General features: G+C 58.6%; 17 protein-coding genes. 11 read left to right on the forward strand and 6 right to left on the reverse strand.

Annotation, left to right across the window (positions count from 1 at the left end; genetic code table 11):
- Window position 1: 1 nt before the first annotated feature.
- Complete coding sequence (locus ACZ6WW_RS19035) at window positions 2-1,633, reverse strand: hypothetical protein (RefSeq protein ID WP_465275593.1); 1,632 nt, start codon at window positions 1,631-1,633, stop codon at window positions 2-4.
- A gap of 521 nt (window positions 1,634-2,154) precedes the next feature.
- Between ACZ6WW_RS19035 and ACZ6WW_RS19040 the strand changes: the two genes are divergently transcribed.
- A complete protein-coding gene (locus tag ACZ6WW_RS19040; protein ID WP_465275594.1) occupies window positions 2,155-2,997 on the forward strand; it encodes an alpha/beta hydrolase family protein in 843 nt (280 codons plus the stop codon).
- 131 nt (window positions 2,998-3,128) lie between these two features.
- On the opposite strand, the gene ACZ6WW_RS19045 is transcribed toward ACZ6WW_RS19040, so the two are convergent.
- On the reverse strand, window positions 3,129-4,022 hold the full coding sequence (locus ACZ6WW_RS19045) for an ATP-grasp domain-containing protein (RefSeq protein ID WP_465275595.1): 894 nt from the start codon (window positions 4,020-4,022) through the stop codon (window positions 3,129-3,131).
- A 100-nt stretch (window positions 4,023-4,122) separates the two neighbouring features.
- Entirely contained in the window at window positions 4,123-5,010 is an 888-nt protein-coding gene (locus tag ACZ6WW_RS19050) for a dihydrodipicolinate synthase family protein (protein WP_465275596.1), read from the reverse strand.
- Between the two features lie 303 nt (window positions 5,011-5,313).
- On the opposite strand from ACZ6WW_RS19050, the gene ACZ6WW_RS19055 reads away from it, so the two are divergent.
- Window positions 5,314-7,929, forward strand: coding sequence for a phosphocholine-specific phospholipase C (locus tag ACZ6WW_RS19055; RefSeq protein ID WP_465275597.1), 2,616 nt, complete (start codon window positions 5,314-5,316; stop codon window positions 7,927-7,929).
- A gap of 286 nt (window positions 7,930-8,215) precedes the next feature.
- Window positions 8,216-8,851: a dihydrofolate reductase family protein gene (locus ACZ6WW_RS19060; RefSeq protein ID WP_465275598.1), complete on the forward strand. Its 636-nt coding sequence runs from the start codon at window positions 8,216-8,218 to the stop codon at window positions 8,849-8,851.
- Between the two features lie 72 nt (window positions 8,852-8,923).
- Here ACZ6WW_RS19060 and ACZ6WW_RS19065 read toward each other — a convergent pair whose 3' ends face one another.
- Window positions 8,924-10,516: a carboxylesterase/lipase family protein gene (locus tag ACZ6WW_RS19065; protein ID WP_465275599.1), complete on the reverse strand. Its 1,593-nt coding sequence runs from the start codon at window positions 10,514-10,516 to the stop codon at window positions 8,924-8,926.
- A 147-nt stretch (window positions 10,517-10,663) separates the two neighbouring features.
- On the opposite strand from ACZ6WW_RS19065, the gene ACZ6WW_RS19070 reads away from it, so the two are divergent.
- The 8 genes from ACZ6WW_RS19070 (at window position 10,664) to ACZ6WW_RS19105 (ending at window position 15,293) form a co-directional block, all read left to right on the forward strand.
- Entirely contained in the window at window positions 10,664-11,215 is a 552-nt protein-coding gene (locus ACZ6WW_RS19070) for an RNA 2'-phosphotransferase (RefSeq protein ID WP_465275600.1), read from the forward strand.
- A gap of 79 nt (window positions 11,216-11,294) precedes the next feature.
- The gene (locus tag ACZ6WW_RS19075) at window positions 11,295-11,420 is read left to right on the forward strand and encodes a hypothetical protein (RefSeq protein WP_281848826.1); all 126 of its coding nucleotides are present in this window, start codon (window positions 11,295-11,297) and stop codon (window positions 11,418-11,420) included.
- 417 nt (window positions 11,421-11,837) lie between these two features.
- Window positions 11,838-12,284 carry a hypothetical protein gene (locus ACZ6WW_RS19080; protein ID WP_465275601.1) on the forward strand — a complete coding sequence of 149 codons (447 nt, stop codon included), beginning with the start codon at window positions 11,838-11,840 and terminating at the stop codon, window positions 12,282-12,284.
- Window positions 12,285-12,392: 108 nt separating this feature from the next.
- The gene (locus tag ACZ6WW_RS19085) at window positions 12,393-12,617 is read left to right on the forward strand and encodes a hypothetical protein (protein ID WP_465275602.1); all 225 of its coding nucleotides are present in this window, start codon (window positions 12,393-12,395) and stop codon (window positions 12,615-12,617) included.
- A 75-nt stretch (window positions 12,618-12,692) separates the two neighbouring features.
- Complete coding sequence (locus ACZ6WW_RS19090; protein WP_465275603.1) at window positions 12,693-13,151, forward strand: ankyrin repeat domain-containing protein; 459 nt, start codon at window positions 12,693-12,695, stop codon at window positions 13,149-13,151.
- Window positions 13,152-13,213: 62 nt separating this feature from the next.
- Complete coding sequence (locus ACZ6WW_RS19095; RefSeq protein WP_465275604.1) at window positions 13,214-13,579, forward strand: hypothetical protein; 366 nt, start codon at window positions 13,214-13,216, stop codon at window positions 13,577-13,579.
- Between the two features lie 165 nt (window positions 13,580-13,744).
- On the forward strand, window positions 13,745-14,383 hold the full coding sequence (locus tag ACZ6WW_RS19100; RefSeq protein WP_465275605.1) for a glutathione S-transferase family protein: 639 nt from the start codon (window positions 13,745-13,747) through the stop codon (window positions 14,381-14,383).
- Between the two features lie 157 nt (window positions 14,384-14,540).
- The gene (locus tag ACZ6WW_RS19105; RefSeq protein WP_465275606.1) at window positions 14,541-15,293 is read left to right on the forward strand and encodes a hypothetical protein; all 753 of its coding nucleotides are present in this window, start codon (window positions 14,541-14,543) and stop codon (window positions 15,291-15,293) included.
- Window positions 15,294-15,367: 74 nt separating this feature from the next.
- On the opposite strand, the gene ACZ6WW_RS19110 is transcribed toward ACZ6WW_RS19105, so the two are convergent.
- Together ACZ6WW_RS19110 and ACZ6WW_RS19115 are read right to left on the reverse strand one after the other, a co-directional pair.
- The gene (locus tag ACZ6WW_RS19110; RefSeq protein ID WP_465275607.1) at window positions 15,368-16,498 is read right to left on the reverse strand and encodes an aldose epimerase family protein; all 1,131 of its coding nucleotides are present in this window, start codon (window positions 16,496-16,498) and stop codon (window positions 15,368-15,370) included.
- A 223-nt stretch (window positions 16,499-16,721) separates the two neighbouring features.
- Complete coding sequence (locus tag ACZ6WW_RS19115) at window positions 16,722-17,636, reverse strand: LysR family transcriptional regulator (protein ID WP_465275608.1); 915 nt, start codon at window positions 17,634-17,636, stop codon at window positions 16,722-16,724.
- Window positions 17,637-17,703: the final 67 nt, after the last annotated feature.

The following is a 17,703-nucleotide window of genomic DNA, read 5'->3' on the forward strand; positions in this document are numbered from 1 at the left end:
GCTACGGCTCCCCCTCGATAAGTTTGAGGAGCTCTGGCAGGCTTCTTGCCTTCCTGGCCAGGTCGACGATCAAGTCGCCATCCCGTTCCAGCGATGCGCGAAGCGCGTCGTCGCCCTCGATCATCAGGACGGCGCGAAAGCGCTCGAGCGCATCGCACAGATGCACATCGCCGATCTCCTCCGGAAACGTGCCCTGTTGCTCGCCAAGCGCGTGCAACAGACGGTTGGCGAAGGCGGGACCGCGATTGCGGTGCCACGTCACCTTCACGCGTCGGCGGTGGTGCACGAGACGCGCGATCTGCGGATAGTGCTGCTGCACCAAGCCAAGCATGCGCCGGCCGGTCTGCGAGCGCTCCGCCAGTTGCTCCACCTCTCCAAGGATACGTTGCGGTGTCGCATGCCAATCGCGTTCGCGCGCGGCGAGCGGCAGTTCGCCTTCCACGACCGCGCCCGCCGAGGGCGAGCCGGGCTGCACCACTGCCGTTGCCAGGTCCATACCCATGGCAACCAGGCAAGGGTTGATAAAAGCCGCGTAGGTATTGCCTGTTTCCAGGGGGACAGTCTGAATGCTCCCATCCTGCATCACGTTTACGTCGGGTACCACCGAGCCGGCGTGCAGCAGGCCGACGATTTTTCGCTGGTTGTCCACCACGATCGCGCCGGAGTCGCCAGGAAGCGAGAACACATGACCGCTCAGCCTGATGACGTTCTTTCCCGATGAGGTATCCAGCGTTGCGGTAACGCCCAAATTGGTATCGCTGTTGTACACATCGATAATGAGAGTCGGGTCGACCCCCGCAGCAAGCTCGAAGTTCGCGCTATAGGCATAGCCCGGCGAGGGTTTGATGCGGATATCCCATACCGTGTCGCCCGATATGACTGAGAACAATTGAACCACCACGCCCTGAGTGAAGCCGGTGCTTCGCCCCACTTTTTGCACCGTGACGATACTCGTTGGCGCACTGCCACTAAGGGGCTCGGTAGAGAGATCGCGAACCCCCTGATCGAGCGCTCCGATACCTGGGATAGCGTTATTTGAGTCGACCCCCGCATTGACCGTTGCGATGGTGGCGTCAACCCAATAAATTTTGCTGTCCGCTGCATAGGTGTAGTTCTGGCGCATGCCCTGGTTGGGAATGATCGCCGCTACAGGGTTGTTGCATTGGATACCGGCGCAGCTCTTGCGATGCGGATCGTAGACATCCGCGTTGCCGCTGAGCAGCAACGAGCTGTCGATGAGTACGTGGTGACACGTAAGGATGTGGCGGGCGCCGCCCTTGCGAACAATCAGTCCCAGCGTTCCAGCATCTTGCGGGTTATTGGGTAGCCAGCGCTGGATTTCGTCGCCTGGGGCGATAGAGGGCGTCTTGGTGTGATGCTGGACATGTGTATACACATGCACGTCGGTCTTTATGCCGTCGATTTCCGCGGGGATTATTTCCTCGCTGGATAATTCGTCGCGAGGCCGCTTCCGGCGCACGTAAACCCGATACGCCCATACGGGTAAAACTTCCCCACGGGTTTCTTTCAGGCCAAAACCGACCTGCATGACGCCGGGCAACTCGCCCAAGCGACGCATCGCAGCGACGTGCCGGTCGAGATGTTCTGCATCTGAGTCGTTGCTGCTGGCCATAGCTTCCCTACTTCAACCATGTGAAATAGCGACATCGGCAGCCAGCTGTTTTCGTCCAAATTCTCAGGCTGCAAAGGCTTGAATGCCTATGACCGAAGCACGGTCATTCCCCAGGCCCATCCCCACATTTACCTAAATGTCCAGCATGCAATGTCAGGCTGGCGTCGAAGCGCCGCTACATGTCATACGGCATATTCCCTGCACTAATGACCGCATATTCGCGATATACACTATTGTAATTTAAGAAAATAGCTTAATTTATTAATTCCTGAAATTGCGTCCCTTTTCACTATTTCACTGAGGACATCAGCCAGGGCGTCGATCGCCACTCTTTTTGCACAGGAAACGGAATGGCTTCCCCGACAAGGTGCTTTCCCCCTAGAGTTCGGTCTGGCCGCTTTGCCGGTTCCGAGCATCTCACTCCAGGAGACAAGATGAATGTCTGCGTGAAGTCCGCATGGTTCGCGGCATATCTGTTGCTGTGCATAGCGTTCTCTACCGCTCATGCCCATGACGGTGCCATGGTTGACGACACGCCATCCAAGGTCGAGCCGGCAGCCAGGCTGCAAGGCGAGACAAAGGCATCAATGGAGACCATGCAGATTCCCAGCAATGGATCGCCGATGAATGCGCTGGTCTATGTGGCGGCGGGCGTCGGGCCACATCCGGTCGTGATTTTGTTGCATGGCTTTCCGGGAAACGAGCGAAACCTGGATCTTGCGCAGGACATGCGGCGGGCAGGGTGGGACGTTCTCTATTTCAACTATCGCGGGTCTTGGGGTTCATCCGGGGATTTCTCCTTCTCGCACGGTATCGATGACGTGGCGGCGGTCATCGCCTATCTGCGCAAGCCCGAAAACGCCAAGCGGCTGCGATTGGATCCCTCCAGGATCGTACTCGTAGGTCACAGCATGGGTGGATTCATGGCCGTCCAGGCCGCGTCCGCCGACCCTGCCATCAAAGGCATCGCGATGATCTCGGGAGCCGATATGGCCGGGATGTTGAGCCAGATGCAAACGCAGGACTCGCAGGCAGCCGGGATAAAGAAGATGAGTGCGCTATTGGCCAATGAAGGCATGGCACCGCTCAGCGGATGCACGCCGGATGGTTTGGCGCAGGAGCTTTCAGACCATGCCTCTGCATGGGCATTTCACTCGAAGGCTGGAGCGATCAAGGATCGACCGGTACTCGTCATGACCTCGGACGATGGACTGGCACCTGTCGATGACGCCTTCGCCGCCGCGCTTCGCCAGGCGGGCGATACGCGGGTGACGACGCTTCATCTGGCAACCGACCATGCATATTCCGACAAGCGAGCGGAGCTCTCGCAAGCCGTGTTGCAGTGGCTCGCGACGTTCAGGTAGTCGGCGAGGAGAGGGATCGATAGAACCTCTAAATGCCAATGAATCAGAGGGCGCTGGCGCGCAGTCGCTGCACTGCTATTCATTGGCATTTCGTACCCGACGCTGTGTCGAATAACGTGGTGACGTCGATCCTATCCGGCGACATGGCTCGCCGAGCCTGTCAATCGCTTGAACAAATGAGCGGCAAAACGTTCTGACGCGTCTGCTCTGTGTCCGAGATGCAGGAAGGGCTCGATCATTTCCAGCTCCATCAGCAAGAAACGTCCTTCAGAGACAACCCCGTCTATCCGTGCATAGGCTCCGTCAGCGTGGCCGATCGCCGCTGCGGCCTCCAGGACACGAGCCGCGCTGGCAAGAAGGCTCGCACTGGGTTCGGCTGCCTGGGCGACACCGCCGTAATCGCTCTGTACACGATAATCGCCAGCCTTGGGTCGCTTGATGACGGCGTGACTGTATTGGCCGCCGAAAAACAGCAAGGACCATTCTCCATCGCTCGCAACCTCCGGCAGGTAGGGCTGCACCAGGTAATCAAGCTCTAGCGGAAGCCGTGCGACAGCTTGTTCAAACTCCGTCTCGCCGGCCACGCCGCGCACCGTGTTCCATGCCGTGCCGCTTACCGTTGGCTTGATCACCACTTCACGAGCAGGCATGGCCGACAAGGTGTTCTGCAACTGCGATGCCAGCACGACTTGTGTGGGAATAATCGGAACCCCGTATTTCTCCAACTCGATCAGATAACGTTTGTCGCTATTCCAGAGCAGCAGCTCCTTGTTGTTGATCGTCGGCACGGGCAGCTGAGCCAGCCATTGCTTGAAGCTGGCGTAATGCTTGAAGTAGTCCCAGATCGAGCGTATCAGCACAGCATCGAATGCGGCCCAATCCACGGCTGGATCATTCCAGATGCAAGCCATCGTCTCGACGCCGAAACCTTTCAGTGACGCGACGAGGTGCTTGTCATCCGGGTGGATGCCAGGCTCGGCTATGGAAGTGGCGATCGCGAGGCGATGGGTATAAGACACAGACATGATGGGATCATTCCAAAGGGGAGGTCATACCCGGTCACAGTGGCGATGGCACTGCCGCCGAGCATCGTCATCGCGAGCGACGACATGTTTCACGGCCGTCTCAGGCCAGCTCCAGCTCATCGAGAATGGCATGGAGGCGTTGCTTCACATCCCCTTGGAGCGGCTTGACCGGCAAGGGCAGGCTACTGGCAGCCAGCCCGCGAAGTTCGGCGGCTGTAGCAATAACGCGCAAGCCACCGTATTGAAGGAACAGCGCCCACAGAGGCGCGAGCCGCTGGGACAGCCGTTCGGCTTCCTGCACGTTCCCTGCTTGGGCGCTGCGCGTAATCGCCAGGGCGATCTGCGGGAACAGACCCCCGATCACCGAATACCAGGCGTCACATCCCGCGTTCAGGCCGGTGGCAGCGAATGCGTCGCCGCTGACGCCGATCGTCACATGCGCCGGGATCAGAGCGCGCAACCGTTCAACGCGCGAGCGTGCTGCGTCGGGGTCGGCGGGTACGCCTGGAATCTTGATCGAGGCGACATGGGGGAGTTGCGCGATCCGGCCATGCAATTCATCGCTGAATTCGAAATGCGTGGTAGTCGGGTTGTCGTATACGCATAGCGGCACGGACAGAGAACGCGTCACGGCGTCAAAAAGGCCGAAGACTTCATCCTCGGATAACTTTTGATAGGACATGGGGGCCAGCAGCACGCCACGCACGCCAACCTTTTGCGCGTCCTGTGCCAGTTCCAGTACGTCACGCGTGCGCAGCGCGCCGATGCCGACGATCACAGGAACATCTCCCGCGTGCTGGACGGTAAGTTGTGCGACGCGCAGCCGCTCCTGTCGCGTGAGATAGGCATAACTGCCCGTCGAACCCAAGGCGCCGATGGAATCGACCCCGGAGCTGGCGAGGCGCTCGATCAGGTGGACAAACGTGGCCTCGTCGATGCCCGCTTCGTTCAAGGGAGTCAGCGGAAAGGCGCTCAAGCCGGAAAACATGGTTTATTCCTTCAACGTGGGCTGCGCCGAATAATAAGACACTTACCGGCCTCACGAAGAGGCATTTCGAAGGCTCGTGGCTGACGTCACCGGGATAGCTGTGGCGACAGGTTCGATGGTGGAAGACTTCGATGTCGTCGAAGACATCTCGCAAGGTAGTAGCGCAGCCTGATGCATAAGCGCTGGCCAATGTCGCAAATTGTGAACTGCGGCGAGGTGATGGCGCCTCGTTGAAGTCCGCGTGCAACAAATTCGGAGTGAACTTGCAGATCAACAATATCTGTTAACCACCCGGAAGACCTCATGAGCGAGATTGACGATCTCAAGCGCCGACGCTTCTTGAAAATGACTGCAGGAACGGCGGGCGGGTTGGCTGCGCTATCGGCGTGGCCGGGCCTCATCGAAAAAGCGCTGGCCATCGAGCCGCACAACCCCACCGGCAATCCAAGCCTGGCGGACGTTGAACACGTCATCATCTTCATGCAGGAAAACAGGTCGTTCGACCACTACTTCGGCATGCTTCCCGGTGTCCGTGGTTACGGTGACCCGCGGCCTGTGCCGATGCCCAGTGGAAACTATGTCTGGTACCAACCGGAGGGCCTGAATCCTGGCTCAAGAGGTTTCAGTGCGCACGTGCCCTACGCCAGTTGGACCACGCCATCCGGCTGGTACGACACCGACCGCGCGGCGCAGTCCACCCATTACGTGCTGCCCTTCAGGCTCAACCAGCCAGGCAATGTGCAGTACCAGTACATGACGGATCTGGACCATAGCTGGAAGGCTTCGCAAGATACGTGGCGCAACTGGGACACCTGGGTGCCTTTGAAGAGCAGGCAATCGATGGGCTGCCTCAACGCCGAAGACCTGCCGTTCTATTACCAGCTCGCCAATGCCTTCACCGTCTGCGATGCCTACCACTGTTCCATCTTTGCGGCGACGGACCCTAACCGATTCTGTCTATGGTCGGGAACGGTTCCACCGCCCATGAATTTCCCGGACAACTACGGTAGCTGCGGTTACGTCTCCGATATTCAGTGCGATATCAACACGGACATCACGCCTGCCATGTATGGGCAGACGCCCCAGGCAAGAGACGCGGCCGTCAACGCCGGCATTGCAGATTGGAAGACCTACGCAGAAACCTTGACAGACAATCGCATCACCTGGAAGGTCTACCAGGAGTACGACAACTACGGTGACAACTACCTTCAGTACTTCAAAAATTTCCGCATCGACAACAGCGGCAAGCCGATCAATCAGTCCGAAGATCCCTATTTTCAGTCGCTGTATCAGCGTGGGCGTGTATTCGCCGCCAACGCGGGAAAGACCGGTGATGCCATCATCGCCGAGTTCGCCAAGGACGTTGCAGCCGGCATGGAGCCTGATAACCCCGCATTGGGCACGGTGAAATCCGGGCTGCCACGCGTTTCATGGATCGTGGCGCCGGCGCAGTTTTGCGAGCATCCAAGCTCCTCGCCCGGAGATGGTGAGTCGTTCACCGCCCGGTTGCTCAGCGTCCTGGTAAACGATCATCCGGAGGTTTTCCGCAAGACCGTCTTCATGCTTATGTACGACGAGAACGACGGTTACTTCGACCATATTCCTCCGCCGATTCCCGCCATCAGTCCCCATTACGGCGAAATGACCTTGGCCGATGCCGGCTCAGCGGAAAACTATGCATCGGTTCCCGTCGGGCTGGGGCCGCGAGTGCCCATGCTGATCATCTCTCCGTGGACCGCAGGCGGAAAGGTTTACTCGCAGCTGTGCGATCACACGTCCGTGCTGCAGTTTCTGGAGCAATGGTCGATCGCCAAGGCGCTCGGGACCGAAAGCGCGGCGCACGGAAGCACGCAATGCCAGGCTATCTCGGACTGGCGCCGATCGGTCTGCGGCGATCTTACCGAGGCCCTTGATTTCAGGCCGAGCCAACTGCGGCCGATCGACACAAGCACGACGTTCAAGAACGGTACCGCCCAGGCTGCCGTGCCCAACCCGCAGGCGTTTCCGCTGCAGGCTCCAAAGATGCGGTCGGCGTGTCGTCTGGGCTATGCCTTTTCCGCCGCCGCTCAAGTCGACTTAGATCACCTTTCGCTTCGCTTCACCAACACAGGAACGACCGGCGTCGCCTTCATCGCTTATCGCGACCCGATGTCGAGCACCCAGGAGCCTTATCACTACACCGTCGAAGCAGGTAAATCTCTGCTGGCCAAGCCGCCCATGTCGGTTGGCGACAAGGGTGTCTACGACTGGTCCGTATTCGGCCCCAACGGTTTCATGCGCGAGTTCCGCGGCGATGTGAATGCGATGGTGCAATCGGGGCAGGCCCCTGAGGTCATCACCTCGCAGCATGCGTTGGGCGGCAATCTGCTTATCAAGCTGGACAACCGGTCAAGCCTGAGCGCCTGCATTTTTCAGTTGACCGACAACGCGTACTACGAGAACGAGCCGCTCCAGATCCGGGTAGATGCCGGAAGCGAGCGAACGATCGAATGGCAGGGCAGTGCAGGTTGGTACGATGCCAGTATTCGAGTGGCTGGCGATGCCATCTACTTCAGGCGAGTGGCCGGTTGCGTCCAGCATCGGCTTCGCGAGCCGATGACCGACCCGGCCATCGGCAATGATCGACTGTTCCGGCCATCGTTCGCTATTCACGGGAATACTTACGAGACGCTGCGCTTCGACTACGCGACGCCGCCGTGGCGTCATAGTCCCAAGAATTGGCTCGGCGTGTTTCCGGCAGGGGCCACTCCCTCGAAAGCCAATCTTCTGCGTTGGGTCTACGCGCCGCGCGGCGTGGGCTCAGTGACGCTGTCAGCAGCCACCGGTGGCGCGTTGCCATCGGGTCGATATGACGCCTGGTACTTCTTCGATGATGGCTATACGCCGTTCGGAACAAAATCCGTGACGTTCCGGATCTGAATCGTCTGTTCGACCCCGTGTGTCGCGGTCACCGCGAGACATGGGGTCGAGGATCATCGCTTACTTGGCAGATGTTTGCGGTTGGCCACCAGCCATCTTCCGCACCGGCCGTTCCCGACGCCGGCTCCAGGACATCTCCGTCGCCGGGCTAAAAATTCAGCCTGCGATGTCGATTCTGGAGATCCCTATTCGTCATTATGCTACCTGACAACTCGTTCGAGGCGGATGGCTTCGCAGCCGCCTGATGCCAGCATTAGGCCGACATTCGAACATACGGAGGAGCATCATGAGCAAGGTATTCGTCAACATCGGACTCAGCCTCGATGGCTACATGGCACCGGAAGGCATGACGATGGGCAAACCCGAGTACAAGAACTGGGGTGCCAAGTGGGGTGCGATGATGGCCTGGATCCTCAATCAACAGTACTTCCGCGAGAACCTCCTCAAGCTCGGACCCGGGGGTGAGACAGGCCCGGTGAACGACCTGCTTCGCAGCACCAACGAGCGTTGCGGCGCCAACATCATGGGCAAGCGAATGTTCGACCAGGGCGAGAGCTCCTGGCCGGAGGACGCCCCGTTTCACACCCCGGTTTACGTTCTGACGCATGAGAAACGCGCCCCCTGGAAGCGCCCCGGCGGGACGACGTTTTACTTCATCAATGAGGGGCCGGAGCGTGCGCTGGAGCTGGCTCGGGAATCCGCAGGCGGTCGTGACATTCGCATCTCGGGTGGCGCGGAGGCGATCCAGCAGTACCTCAACCTGGGCGCTGTCGACGAACTGGAAATCGCCCTGGCACCTGTATTGTTCGGCGGTGGACGACGCCTGTTCGAGAACCTGCACGAGCCCGCGCCGCAATTTCGCATCGAGAGGGTTCTTGAGGGATCAACCGCCACGCATGTGCGCTATGTGAGGGCGGCCTGATAGCAGGTTGCGATGGAAGGAATCGTTCCTTCGCTTTGGTGGACGCCCGGCCCTGACTTTACGTAACGATTTTCACAGAACTTTAGTGCCCTCGACGCCCATCAGAAACTGATAACGCGCTGCATTGCGATCGATCATGGTGTGCGTATCCGTGCCGATGACCTGACGCAACAGACCGCCGTCCTTGTTCGCTGCCGCTGGCCAGTGCGGCAGCCCTGGACCATTCGGGTCGCCCGTCTGGATGAAGCGAGCCCAGTAGCCCTGCATCACTTCCGAGACGCGACGGTCGGTCGTTGTCCAGGCATAGACTGCGTTGCTCGACAGATTGCCCAACGCGTATTCGATCTCGCCGCTATGCACGGCGCCGGCATCCGGGCCGGCGTTACCTTCGCGCTTGGACGGACGTGCCTGCGTGAAATAGTAGTAGTACACCGGCGCGCGACCGGTTTGGCGATGCATTCGCATCCATTGCCACGTCGAGAAGGCGATGAAGTCATCGCCCGCGAGCGCCGTACCGGACGTCTTGATGTCGGCGTCGGTCTCGCCCGGATAGAGCTTGAGGGCTTCGGCCGCATGCTCGCCAAAACGCTTCTGCACGGCCGCGCGATAATTGGCCTGGTTCGGCGGCTGACCTTCGAACAAGCTGACGTAGCTGCCTTCTTGCGAGTTTGCGCCGAGCAGCAAGGGAATATGCGCCTGCTCGCCGGCCTCGTAGATGTCCTTGGGCGGGCGAGGGAGAAAATAGCCGTCGATCGTCGGTCTGAACTCGGGCACGTCTTTCTGGCCTGCGGCATCCAGCAGCGCCTGTGCGCTCATCGCGCGAAGCTGATCCAGTGAGCGCGCGCCGACGCGACGTTCGAAGGCCTCGCCTTCACGCATGGTCTGGGCAAGCGGCGTCGGATTGAGATTGCCGAGCATGGCGCCGCTTTCGCCGATGGCCCGGCGGATCAGCCCCTTGGAGAGTGGCGAAGCCATCTGCGCCGACACGGACATGGAGCCGGCGGATTCGCCACCGATGGTGACCTGATCCGGATCGCCACCGAACGCAGCGATGTTGCGCCTAACCCACTCAAGCGCCGCGTGCTGGTCGAGCAAGCCGTAGTTACCGGCAGCGTGCTCGGGAGATTCGGCCGCCAGGGCGGGGGAGGCCAGGAAGCCGAAGACATCCAGCCGGTAATTGACCGTAACGGTCACGATCCCGTGCTGCGCCAGGCTGGCACCGTCGTAGCGCGGCTCCGATCCATCGCCGCCGATGAAACCGCCGCCGTAGAAATACACCAGCACTGGCAGCTTCTTGTTCGAAGCATCTGCGGGTGTCCAGACATTGAGATACAAGCAGTCTTCGCTCATGCCGTCGGAGCGGAACACCATGTCGCTGAAGATGGGACGCTGCATGCATCGCGGGCCGAAACGGTCGGCTTTGCGTACATCCTTCCATGCAACGACCGATTGCGGTGGCTTCCAGCGCAGCGATCCAATGGGTGGCGCAGCGTAGGGAATGCCCTTGAACTCGTTCAAACCGGTCTTGGCATCGTGGGTACCCGACAGGCGCCCGGTGGCAATGTCAGCGCTCGGCGCCGCATCCGAAGCCAGCATCGGTGCAGAAACCAGAGCCATGGCCAGGCCTAGAGCGATACGGCGTGAATGCAGAGATGCGTTGAACATACCTGGTCTTCCCGAAGCAGTGAAACGGCCCCGCCATGGTGCCATTTTCCTCTGTTGCGCGGGAGGAGAGAGTATGGGGCGAGCGCTTCAGCCGATATCATTAAGGGCGGTGCAGCCCAATGACCGTTGAAGAGGAAGCTAGAGCACATGGACAAAGCCCTTGTCTCCAAAAGCAAATTCCTTAGCCTGGTGCTTAGACATCAGCCTGCGTTGATTGGGCTAAGCCTCGACGCAAATGGGTGGGCAGACTTGCAGGAGCTTGTTCGGCTCGCCAATGCAAGCGGCCACGACATAACTGCCGACGATATTCTGGTTATTGTCAGAAATAGCGAGAAGCAACGCTTCACGCTCGATTCGTCCGGGCAAAAAATTCGGGCAAACCAAGGGCATTCCGTCGAGGTAGATCTTGAACTTGCGCCCCTCCAGCCACCGGCCGTTCTCTATCACGGCACAGCGACGCGCTTCCTGCCCTCGATCCGTCAATCGGGGCTGATAAAAGGCGCGAGGCATCATGTCCATCTATCGCAAGATGTGGACGCGGCGAGCGCGGTCGGGAGTCGCCATGGGCAACCCGTAGTTTTGACGATTGTTGCCGAAGACATGTGGCGCAGCGGGTATATGTTCTATGAGTCCAAGAACGGTGTTTGGCTTACCGACCATGTTCCGGCTTCGTGTATCGAGTTTCCGCACTGTCCCTAGCCAGATTAGGAAGATTTGCGTTCGACCCGCAGCGGGTGTCAAACGGAAGTCGCGGCTCGAACACATTTCAGGAGAGCTCATGTTTGACCATGTCGTATTCGGAGTCAGCGGCTACGAAGCGAGCAAGGCTTTTTTCTTAGCAGCTTTCGTCGTGGGTCCGGACGGACGCAACATTAAAGCGGTCTGTCACGAGCCCGAAATCTGACGTCACTTAGGGGGATGGGTGAATTTTATTCTTGGCTGCATCGGAATGGCCTTCTTCACGGCGTTCCGTCACAACCAGCTTGGCTGGCCATCTGTCGCAAAGTACTGGCTTGGGTGGATCGCGGGAACCCTCATCTTTGCCTATGTATTACGTACAGAAATAGGTGCGGGAGTTTACTGCTGGTGTTTTGCTCTCTATGCCTTTACGCGAAGCTAGCAGCTGACATGGCGTTAGTCCGCGTCGACCCCAAACGGACTCTTCACGCGTGTTGACGCCACAGGGGAACGCCGAAACACTGGCATCGCTTGCCAACTCAAAGGAGTATCCATGCCAAAACGACTGAGCTTGCTACTGCTGACCTAGCTGTCTTTGCCAGCGTTTTGCCAGGAAGGGTGGAGGGACGAGCATGGACATCCGGTGCCCGATTCCGACTCCCAGAGGTCCATCAAGGGATTTGGCGGCAGGCTGCTGGTCACGCCGGACGCGGATTGGCAGGCCAAATGGCAAACCCCATCCGACACCATCCCTCATTTTACTGTGGCAAAAGTTATTCCGAGAGGGCAACAGGTCTTTTTCCTGATCTTCTTCGCTAATCCTCTTTTAAAGGAAGGCAGTGCCGCGGATATCACGTGCGATATCGATGTGCTTCGACCCGATGGAAAAGCAACGTTTCATCAGCTCGGCATGCCCTGTTTCAAGGGCGTTATCAACGAACCCGCAGCTCATACTTTCCTATCGCCGGCGGTTATAGGGTGGACTGGCGATTCCGGCGATCCATCAGGTACATGGGTGTTGCGCGTGTTGCTCAAGGACAATGTTCGCCAAGCCAGTGTGCCGCTTCGCACTTCGTTTGAGCTCAAGTGAAACGTTTGGACTCTTGAGTCGTTAAAGGGCATAGCTACGGCGACGAAGGTGCGCCTTCGACTCAAAGTGGACAGTTCATAAGTACAAGAATCAAAGAAGGAGGCTGGCATGAAACTGTTTGGTTACGAGGAGGGGAATGACGAGAAGAAGACACCCATCCAACTCTCTGAGGCAAGCATCTTAACTAGCCCGGGCGAACTGAGAGCTATCGCAAAGGTCCTCGCTGAGTTGGCCTCCGAAATGGAGGGTGATGGCTTTGACCACGTACACTTGACCGATAGGCTGCCAAGCCTAGCCGATGGCCCAGAATTGATCGTAGTTAAGGTCAGATAACTGGCCTTATGAAGGCTCCGTTTTCGACTCAAGGCCGGCAATTCTGCAGGCCAAAAATAGCCCGAAGGACTAGTAATGGACAGCCAACTGCGACTGATTTTGGACAGGGTCGCCTCGACCGCTGACTTTGCATGTGTCGAGCTCGTGGACGTAAATGCGACTAACGTCATGGGAGACAACGCGCTGCATTGCGTATGCCTGTGGGGTGACGTAGAGGCTGCCAAAACGTTGATCAATGCGGGCATCAACATTGATCAGTTTGGTGAACGAGGTTACACGCCCCTGCACATTGCTTGCATGGCAGGTCATATCGCTGTTGTCGAGCTTCTCGTTGCCCGCGGCGCAGACCTCTTCGCTCAGTCCGAAGGCGACCTGCCATTTACAACGGCTCGGCTGGGCGGCCACGATGCCATTTGCGACTATTTGTCTCCGCTGATGACGTCGATACAGGCAAGCCAGCGGAGCGTATACATTAAATCTCGAATCGAGCAGATTCGGCGCGAAATTTTCAGGCTTGAATCATCGTTGGATTGAATTGAGAGCGTCTGCGTCCGACTCAAAACGGGCCTTGCTGTTGAACAGGCATATGGAGATATATGGAAGTCGGCTATTCGAACACCGTGGTCCTGAGGCACGTCAAGCAGGCTCTTGAAGACCTTTTGGCAGGCAACGTGTGCCTGACTGAGGGCGTCAGGGAGGTTGCCCAATGGGGTTGGTCGAATCACGGACTGGACGAAGAACTTTTTCGTCCATTCGTTGGCGTCGATTCTGAAACGGATAGATTCCCGGTCGGCCGGGCACGAGAGCTTTGGGCCACTGATGCGCTGGCCAAGGCCGACGCGGAGAGAATAGTGACCGAGAACCACTACAGGGAGTGGGTCATGGAGAGCGCAAACATCTTGTTGGCTGCTGTGAGCGCGGCATTGCCCACATCGACATTTACCGATCCAGCTTCGAATTGATGTGCACTTCCGACTGGACGGAGGTTAGCGGCCCGCAGCTCAGGCTTTCTTACGAAAGGCATCGCCGTCGCTGAGCTAAAAATCCCGTCGACCATGTCGATTCTAGGAACGCCTGTTCGTCTTTCCGGTGAAGGGCGATAAGGCCGAATCTCAAAAGGATCAAACATGATCACCGTTTTTGGCGAAGGAAGAGGTTTCAGGGTCGTTTGGCTCCTGGAGGAAATGGGACTCGCATACCGGTTGAGGCCGGTAGATCTTCTGGCCGGTGTCGAGAAAGACTCGGAGTTTCTTGCGATCAACCCGGCCGGCTTCATTCCGGCGATCCAGGACGGTGAGGTCACGATGGTCGAGTCCATTGCGATCATGGAGTACCTGATGGCTCGCTACGGGCCGACGCCGCTCGCACAAGGCCCCCAGGATGCCGCGTTCCCCCTTTACCAGCAGTTCCTCCACCTCGGGGAAGCCGGCCTTGCGGCCTCCATCTACTTCGTCGTGGGAGCGCGCCTTTTTGCGCCGGAATCCGAACGCGGCAACTGGAGCGCCGGGCAGGCGCTGAGCGTTTTCGAAAGCCGGCTGACCTTGGTGACACGTCAGCTTGCACGTACCCCCTATCTTGCCGGTGAGACGTTCACTGCTGCCGACATCTCGGTGACCTACGCCTTGGAGTTGGCGCAAACATGTGGCGGCGTCACGTTCGGTGAGGTGGAGCGGTCCTACATGGCTCGCGTGAGCGCACGCGAGGGCTACCAGCGTGCCATGGATACCTGTCGATCCAGGAAAGCATGGCTCGCCAATCCGGTGTAGTGGGCCACGGTGCCGCGAGCACGTCTACCTGGGTTGGAAAGATCCGAAATTTTTCCGCGCGGCTTGTCGAAATCCGACATTGCCGTTCGTCACTACAGAGAGGGCCGGGCATCCGGTCTCACTCTCTGTGTGAAATAGCTAACTGGAGGAAAGGACCGTGCGTAAGAACAAGATTGGCGCTTTCTTGATGAAGTACGTCGTCCTGCTTATCGGACTAGGGACGGCACACCAGGCGATGGCCCAGGATGTCGCCACGCCCTATCCGAAGATGGCCCCGCTCGACCAATACCTCATGGCCGATCAGGCCGCGGAGATAGCCCTGGCGCGCAGTGCCGCGCCGGAGTCCATTTCCCGCGATGCCACGATCCTGGTTCTGGGGCGCAAGGGCTACGAGACAGCGGTCAAAGGCAAGAACGGGTTTGTCTGCATCGTGGCCAGAAGCTGGACGGGGCCGTTTGACTGGCCTGAATTCTGGAACCCGAAAATAAGGGCGGCCGATTGCCTGAACCCTCAAGCCGCACGCTCGCTGGTGCCCATCTTTTATCTGCGCGCAAGGATGGCGATGGCTGGCCGTTCAAAAGCGGAAATGCTTTCGTCTGTCAAAGCTGCATACCAAAACAAACAACTGCCGGAACTCGAAAGCGGCGCCATGGATTACATGATGTCGAAGTCGTCGTATCTGACTGACCAGGGAGGCCACAACATGCCTCATCTGATGTTCGACACGCAGGTCAAAGACGCCAACGATTGGGGTTCAGGTGCCGAAGGCTCGCCGGTCATGTCGAGCCCTTACTGGTTTGTCACTTCGACAGAGCCCACTCAAATGAAAGGACTGCCGCCGATTCTTGTCTTCCTGGTCCCGGCGCCCCATTGGTCCGACGGAACGTCTGCGGATATGCATGATCACTGATGCGGGCGCTTTCGGTGGCATCGGTAAAGTCATCAGCCACTCATCTGGCGCCGAGTCCCGCGCCAGAATGAGCCTCATCGACCAGAGGTGCCTCCGGGCTCAGTAGTGAACTCGTAAACGATCAAGTTGCGATACTCATGGCCCGGATCCAGGCGCGCACTACCAAAAGCAGGTTGATTGGGTGTGTCCGGATAAAGCTGCGGTTCGAGCACAAAGGCATCGCCTTCGCGGTACACGTGGCCACCTGTGCCGACGGTCGTGCCGTCGAGGAAATTGCCCGAATAAAACTGTAGGCCCGGTTGCGCGGACTTGAGCGTAAGCACGCGACCGGACGCCGGATCCGACACGCGTGCGACAACGCGTGGCTCGGATGCCATCGTGCGGCTGATGACCCAGTTGTGGTCGTAGCCACGGCCATTGAGCAATTGGATTTCGTTGCCGTCACGGATATCTCGACCGATCGGCTTGGCTTGGCGGAAGTCGAATACCGTGCCTGTGACGCTGCGGATTTCGCCCGTCGGAATCGAGGTGGCGTCGATCGGTAGGTAGGCATCGGCGGCAATCGTGAGGCGCTGGTCCATCACGCTGCCTGAGCCTTCACCCGACAGATTCCAGTACGCGTGGTTGCTCAGATTGACGAGGGTAGGGCGGTCCGTCGTGGCGCGATAGTCGATGGACAGGCGATTGTCTCCGTCCAGCGTATAGGTCGCCTTGACGGTCAGCTTGCCGGGGTAGCCCATGTCGCCATCAGGGCTGACATAAGTCAGCGTGACACTGGCTGCATTGGCGTCGTGTTTTACCTCGCCAATGGTCCAGAGCACTTTGTCGAAGCCCTTGGTGCCTCCGTGCAACGAATTGGGGCCATCATTGACAGGTACATCGTAAGCCTGACCGTTGAACGTGAAATGGCCCTTGGCGATACGGTTCGCGTAACGCCCGACCGTGGCGCCGAAATACTGCGACTTCTTGACGTAGCCATCGAGCGCGCCGTAGCCCAGCACGATATTGGCGAACTTGCCTTGGCGGTCCGGCACCATCAACGACTGCAACGTGGCGCCCAATGAAATGACTCGAGCGGTCGCACCATGCGCGTTGGTAAGTACGACGGCGTCAACGCGCGCACCATCAGGCATCGTGCCGAATGCTTCACGTTTGGCATCCGTGGCGGAGTGCGCACTCGTTGCCAGCGTTGCGAGATAAAGCATCGAACCTATCCATCCAGTGCGTTGCATGATCTTTCGCCTCTTCGCTTTAGCATGAATACGCATGCAAACATATTGTATGACTATTTCGCAAGTGTCGATTTCCCGGCAAAAAGGCCGCCATTCGCACTATGGGAAAATTTATTCCGCACTGCACATTTTCGCTGCTTCTACACACATCGCTGGCAGCTTCCCGGTAACGGTTGCTGCGTTCGATAAATACAAATCATCCAATGCGTTCATCCCGCCACGCTGCGATATCGCAGGCATCCAAAACCTGCGGCAGATGCTCCTGACAGAAGCTCAGATAGGTTCGGACGATCGCCGATGGGTGCCGGTGGCGTGGATAAAGCAAATGGATCGGCTGCTCAGGCAGCGGACATTGCGGCAGTAGCGGCACCAGGCGCTTTTCCTTGATGGCCATCCGTACCATGAACGGCGGCAGCTCGGTAACAACGTGACCATCGACTGCGCAGGTGTAAAGGTGTCGATAGTCGTTAACAGACAATACCGCCTTGGGCACAACCATCTGCTCGCCCAAAGCCCACGTGGCTATGACGTCAGCACGCGGTGACCAGACAGCGCATGGAAAGCGTTGAAGCTCGTCGGGCGTCGCCGGCATGCCTAAACGCTCGATCAGCTTCGGGCTGGCCACGAGAATGTGGCGATATGACAGAACATGCCGCGCCACCATGCCTTGGTGAATGATCGCGTCGACACGAAGAGCAACATCGATACCGTCCTCGATGAGATCAACGCGTCGCTCGGTGGCGTAGACGTGAACCTGGATATCCGGATACCGCCCCTGGAAAGCAGCCAACAAGTCCCACCACGGCTCGAACGACGTAGGTAACGATAGCCTCAGGTGCCCCTTCAAGCGTGCCTGGTCGCTGGTTACGGCTTGCTTGGCTTCCAGCAGCGCTTCGATACCGCGGCTGGCATGCTCGTAGAGGCGGGCGCCCGCATCGGTAAGCTTGGTGCCGCGCGCCGAGCGCTCCAGCAACTGCACGTTGAGTTGCCGCTCCAGATCGCGGATCCGGCGGCTCAGCGTGGGGAGTGGCGTTCCCAGGCGGGCAGCGGCCGTGGAAAGACTGCCGGCCTGCACAACGGCGACAAACATCCGGATGGCGTTTAAATCCATCCACCAAGCCTATCAAATATGATAGGCCAGTTGCCATTTTTACGCCTTCATTCCACATATTTGATTG

The organism is Dyella sp. NPDC103356 (genome assembly GCF_055584465.1).

Bases quoted from the DNA above. Each gene is read 5' to 3' on its own strand.
- ACZ6WW_RS19035 (WP_465275593.1), bottom strand. From the start codon at position 1,633: ATGGCCAGCAGCAACGACTCAGATGCAGAACATCTCGACCGGCACGTC.
- ACZ6WW_RS19070 (WP_465275600.1), top strand. From the start codon at position 10,664: ATGGACAAAGCCCTTGTCTCCAAAAGCAAATTCCTTAGCCTGGTGCTT.
- ACZ6WW_RS19100 (WP_465275605.1), top strand. From the start codon at position 13,745: ATGATCACCGTTTTTGGCGAAGGAAGAGGTTTCAGGGTCGTTTGGCTC.
- ACZ6WW_RS19050 (WP_465275596.1), bottom strand. From the start codon at position 5,010: ATGTTTTCCGGCTTGAGCGCCTTTCCGCTGACTCCCTTGAACGAAGCG.
- ACZ6WW_RS19045 (WP_465275595.1), bottom strand. From the start codon at position 4,022: ATGTCTGTGTCTTATACCCATCGCCTCGCGATCGCCACTTCCATAGCC.
- ACZ6WW_RS19110 (WP_465275607.1), bottom strand. From the start codon at position 16,498: ATGCTTTATCTCGCAACGCTGGCAACGAGTGCGCACTCCGCCACGGAT.
- ACZ6WW_RS19055 (WP_465275597.1), top strand. From the start codon at position 5,314: ATGAGCGAGATTGACGATCTCAAGCGCCGACGCTTCTTGAAAATGACT.
- ACZ6WW_RS19060 (WP_465275598.1), top strand. From the start codon at position 8,216: ATGAGCAAGGTATTCGTCAACATCGGACTCAGCCTCGATGGCTACATG.
- ACZ6WW_RS19115 (WP_465275608.1), bottom strand. From the start codon at position 17,636: ATGGATTTAAACGCCATCCGGATGTTTGTCGCCGTTGTGCAGGCCGGC.
- ACZ6WW_RS19040 (WP_465275594.1), top strand. From the start codon at position 2,155: ATGGTTGACGACACGCCATCCAAGGTCGAGCCGGCAGCCAGGCTGCAA.
- ACZ6WW_RS19095 (WP_465275604.1), top strand. From the start codon at position 13,214: ATGGAAGTCGGCTATTCGAACACCGTGGTCCTGAGGCACGTCAAGCAG.
- ACZ6WW_RS19085 (WP_465275602.1), top strand. From the start codon at position 12,393: ATGAAACTGTTTGGTTACGAGGAGGGGAATGACGAGAAGAAGACACCC.
- ACZ6WW_RS19090 (WP_465275603.1), top strand. From the start codon at position 12,693: ATGGACAGCCAACTGCGACTGATTTTGGACAGGGTCGCCTCGACCGCT.
- ACZ6WW_RS19065 (WP_465275599.1), bottom strand. From the start codon at position 10,516: ATGTTCAACGCATCTCTGCATTCACGCCGTATCGCTCTAGGCCTGGCC.
- ACZ6WW_RS19075 (WP_281848826.1), top strand. From the start codon at position 11,295: ATGTTTGACCATGTCGTATTCGGAGTCAGCGGCTACGAAGCGAGCAAG.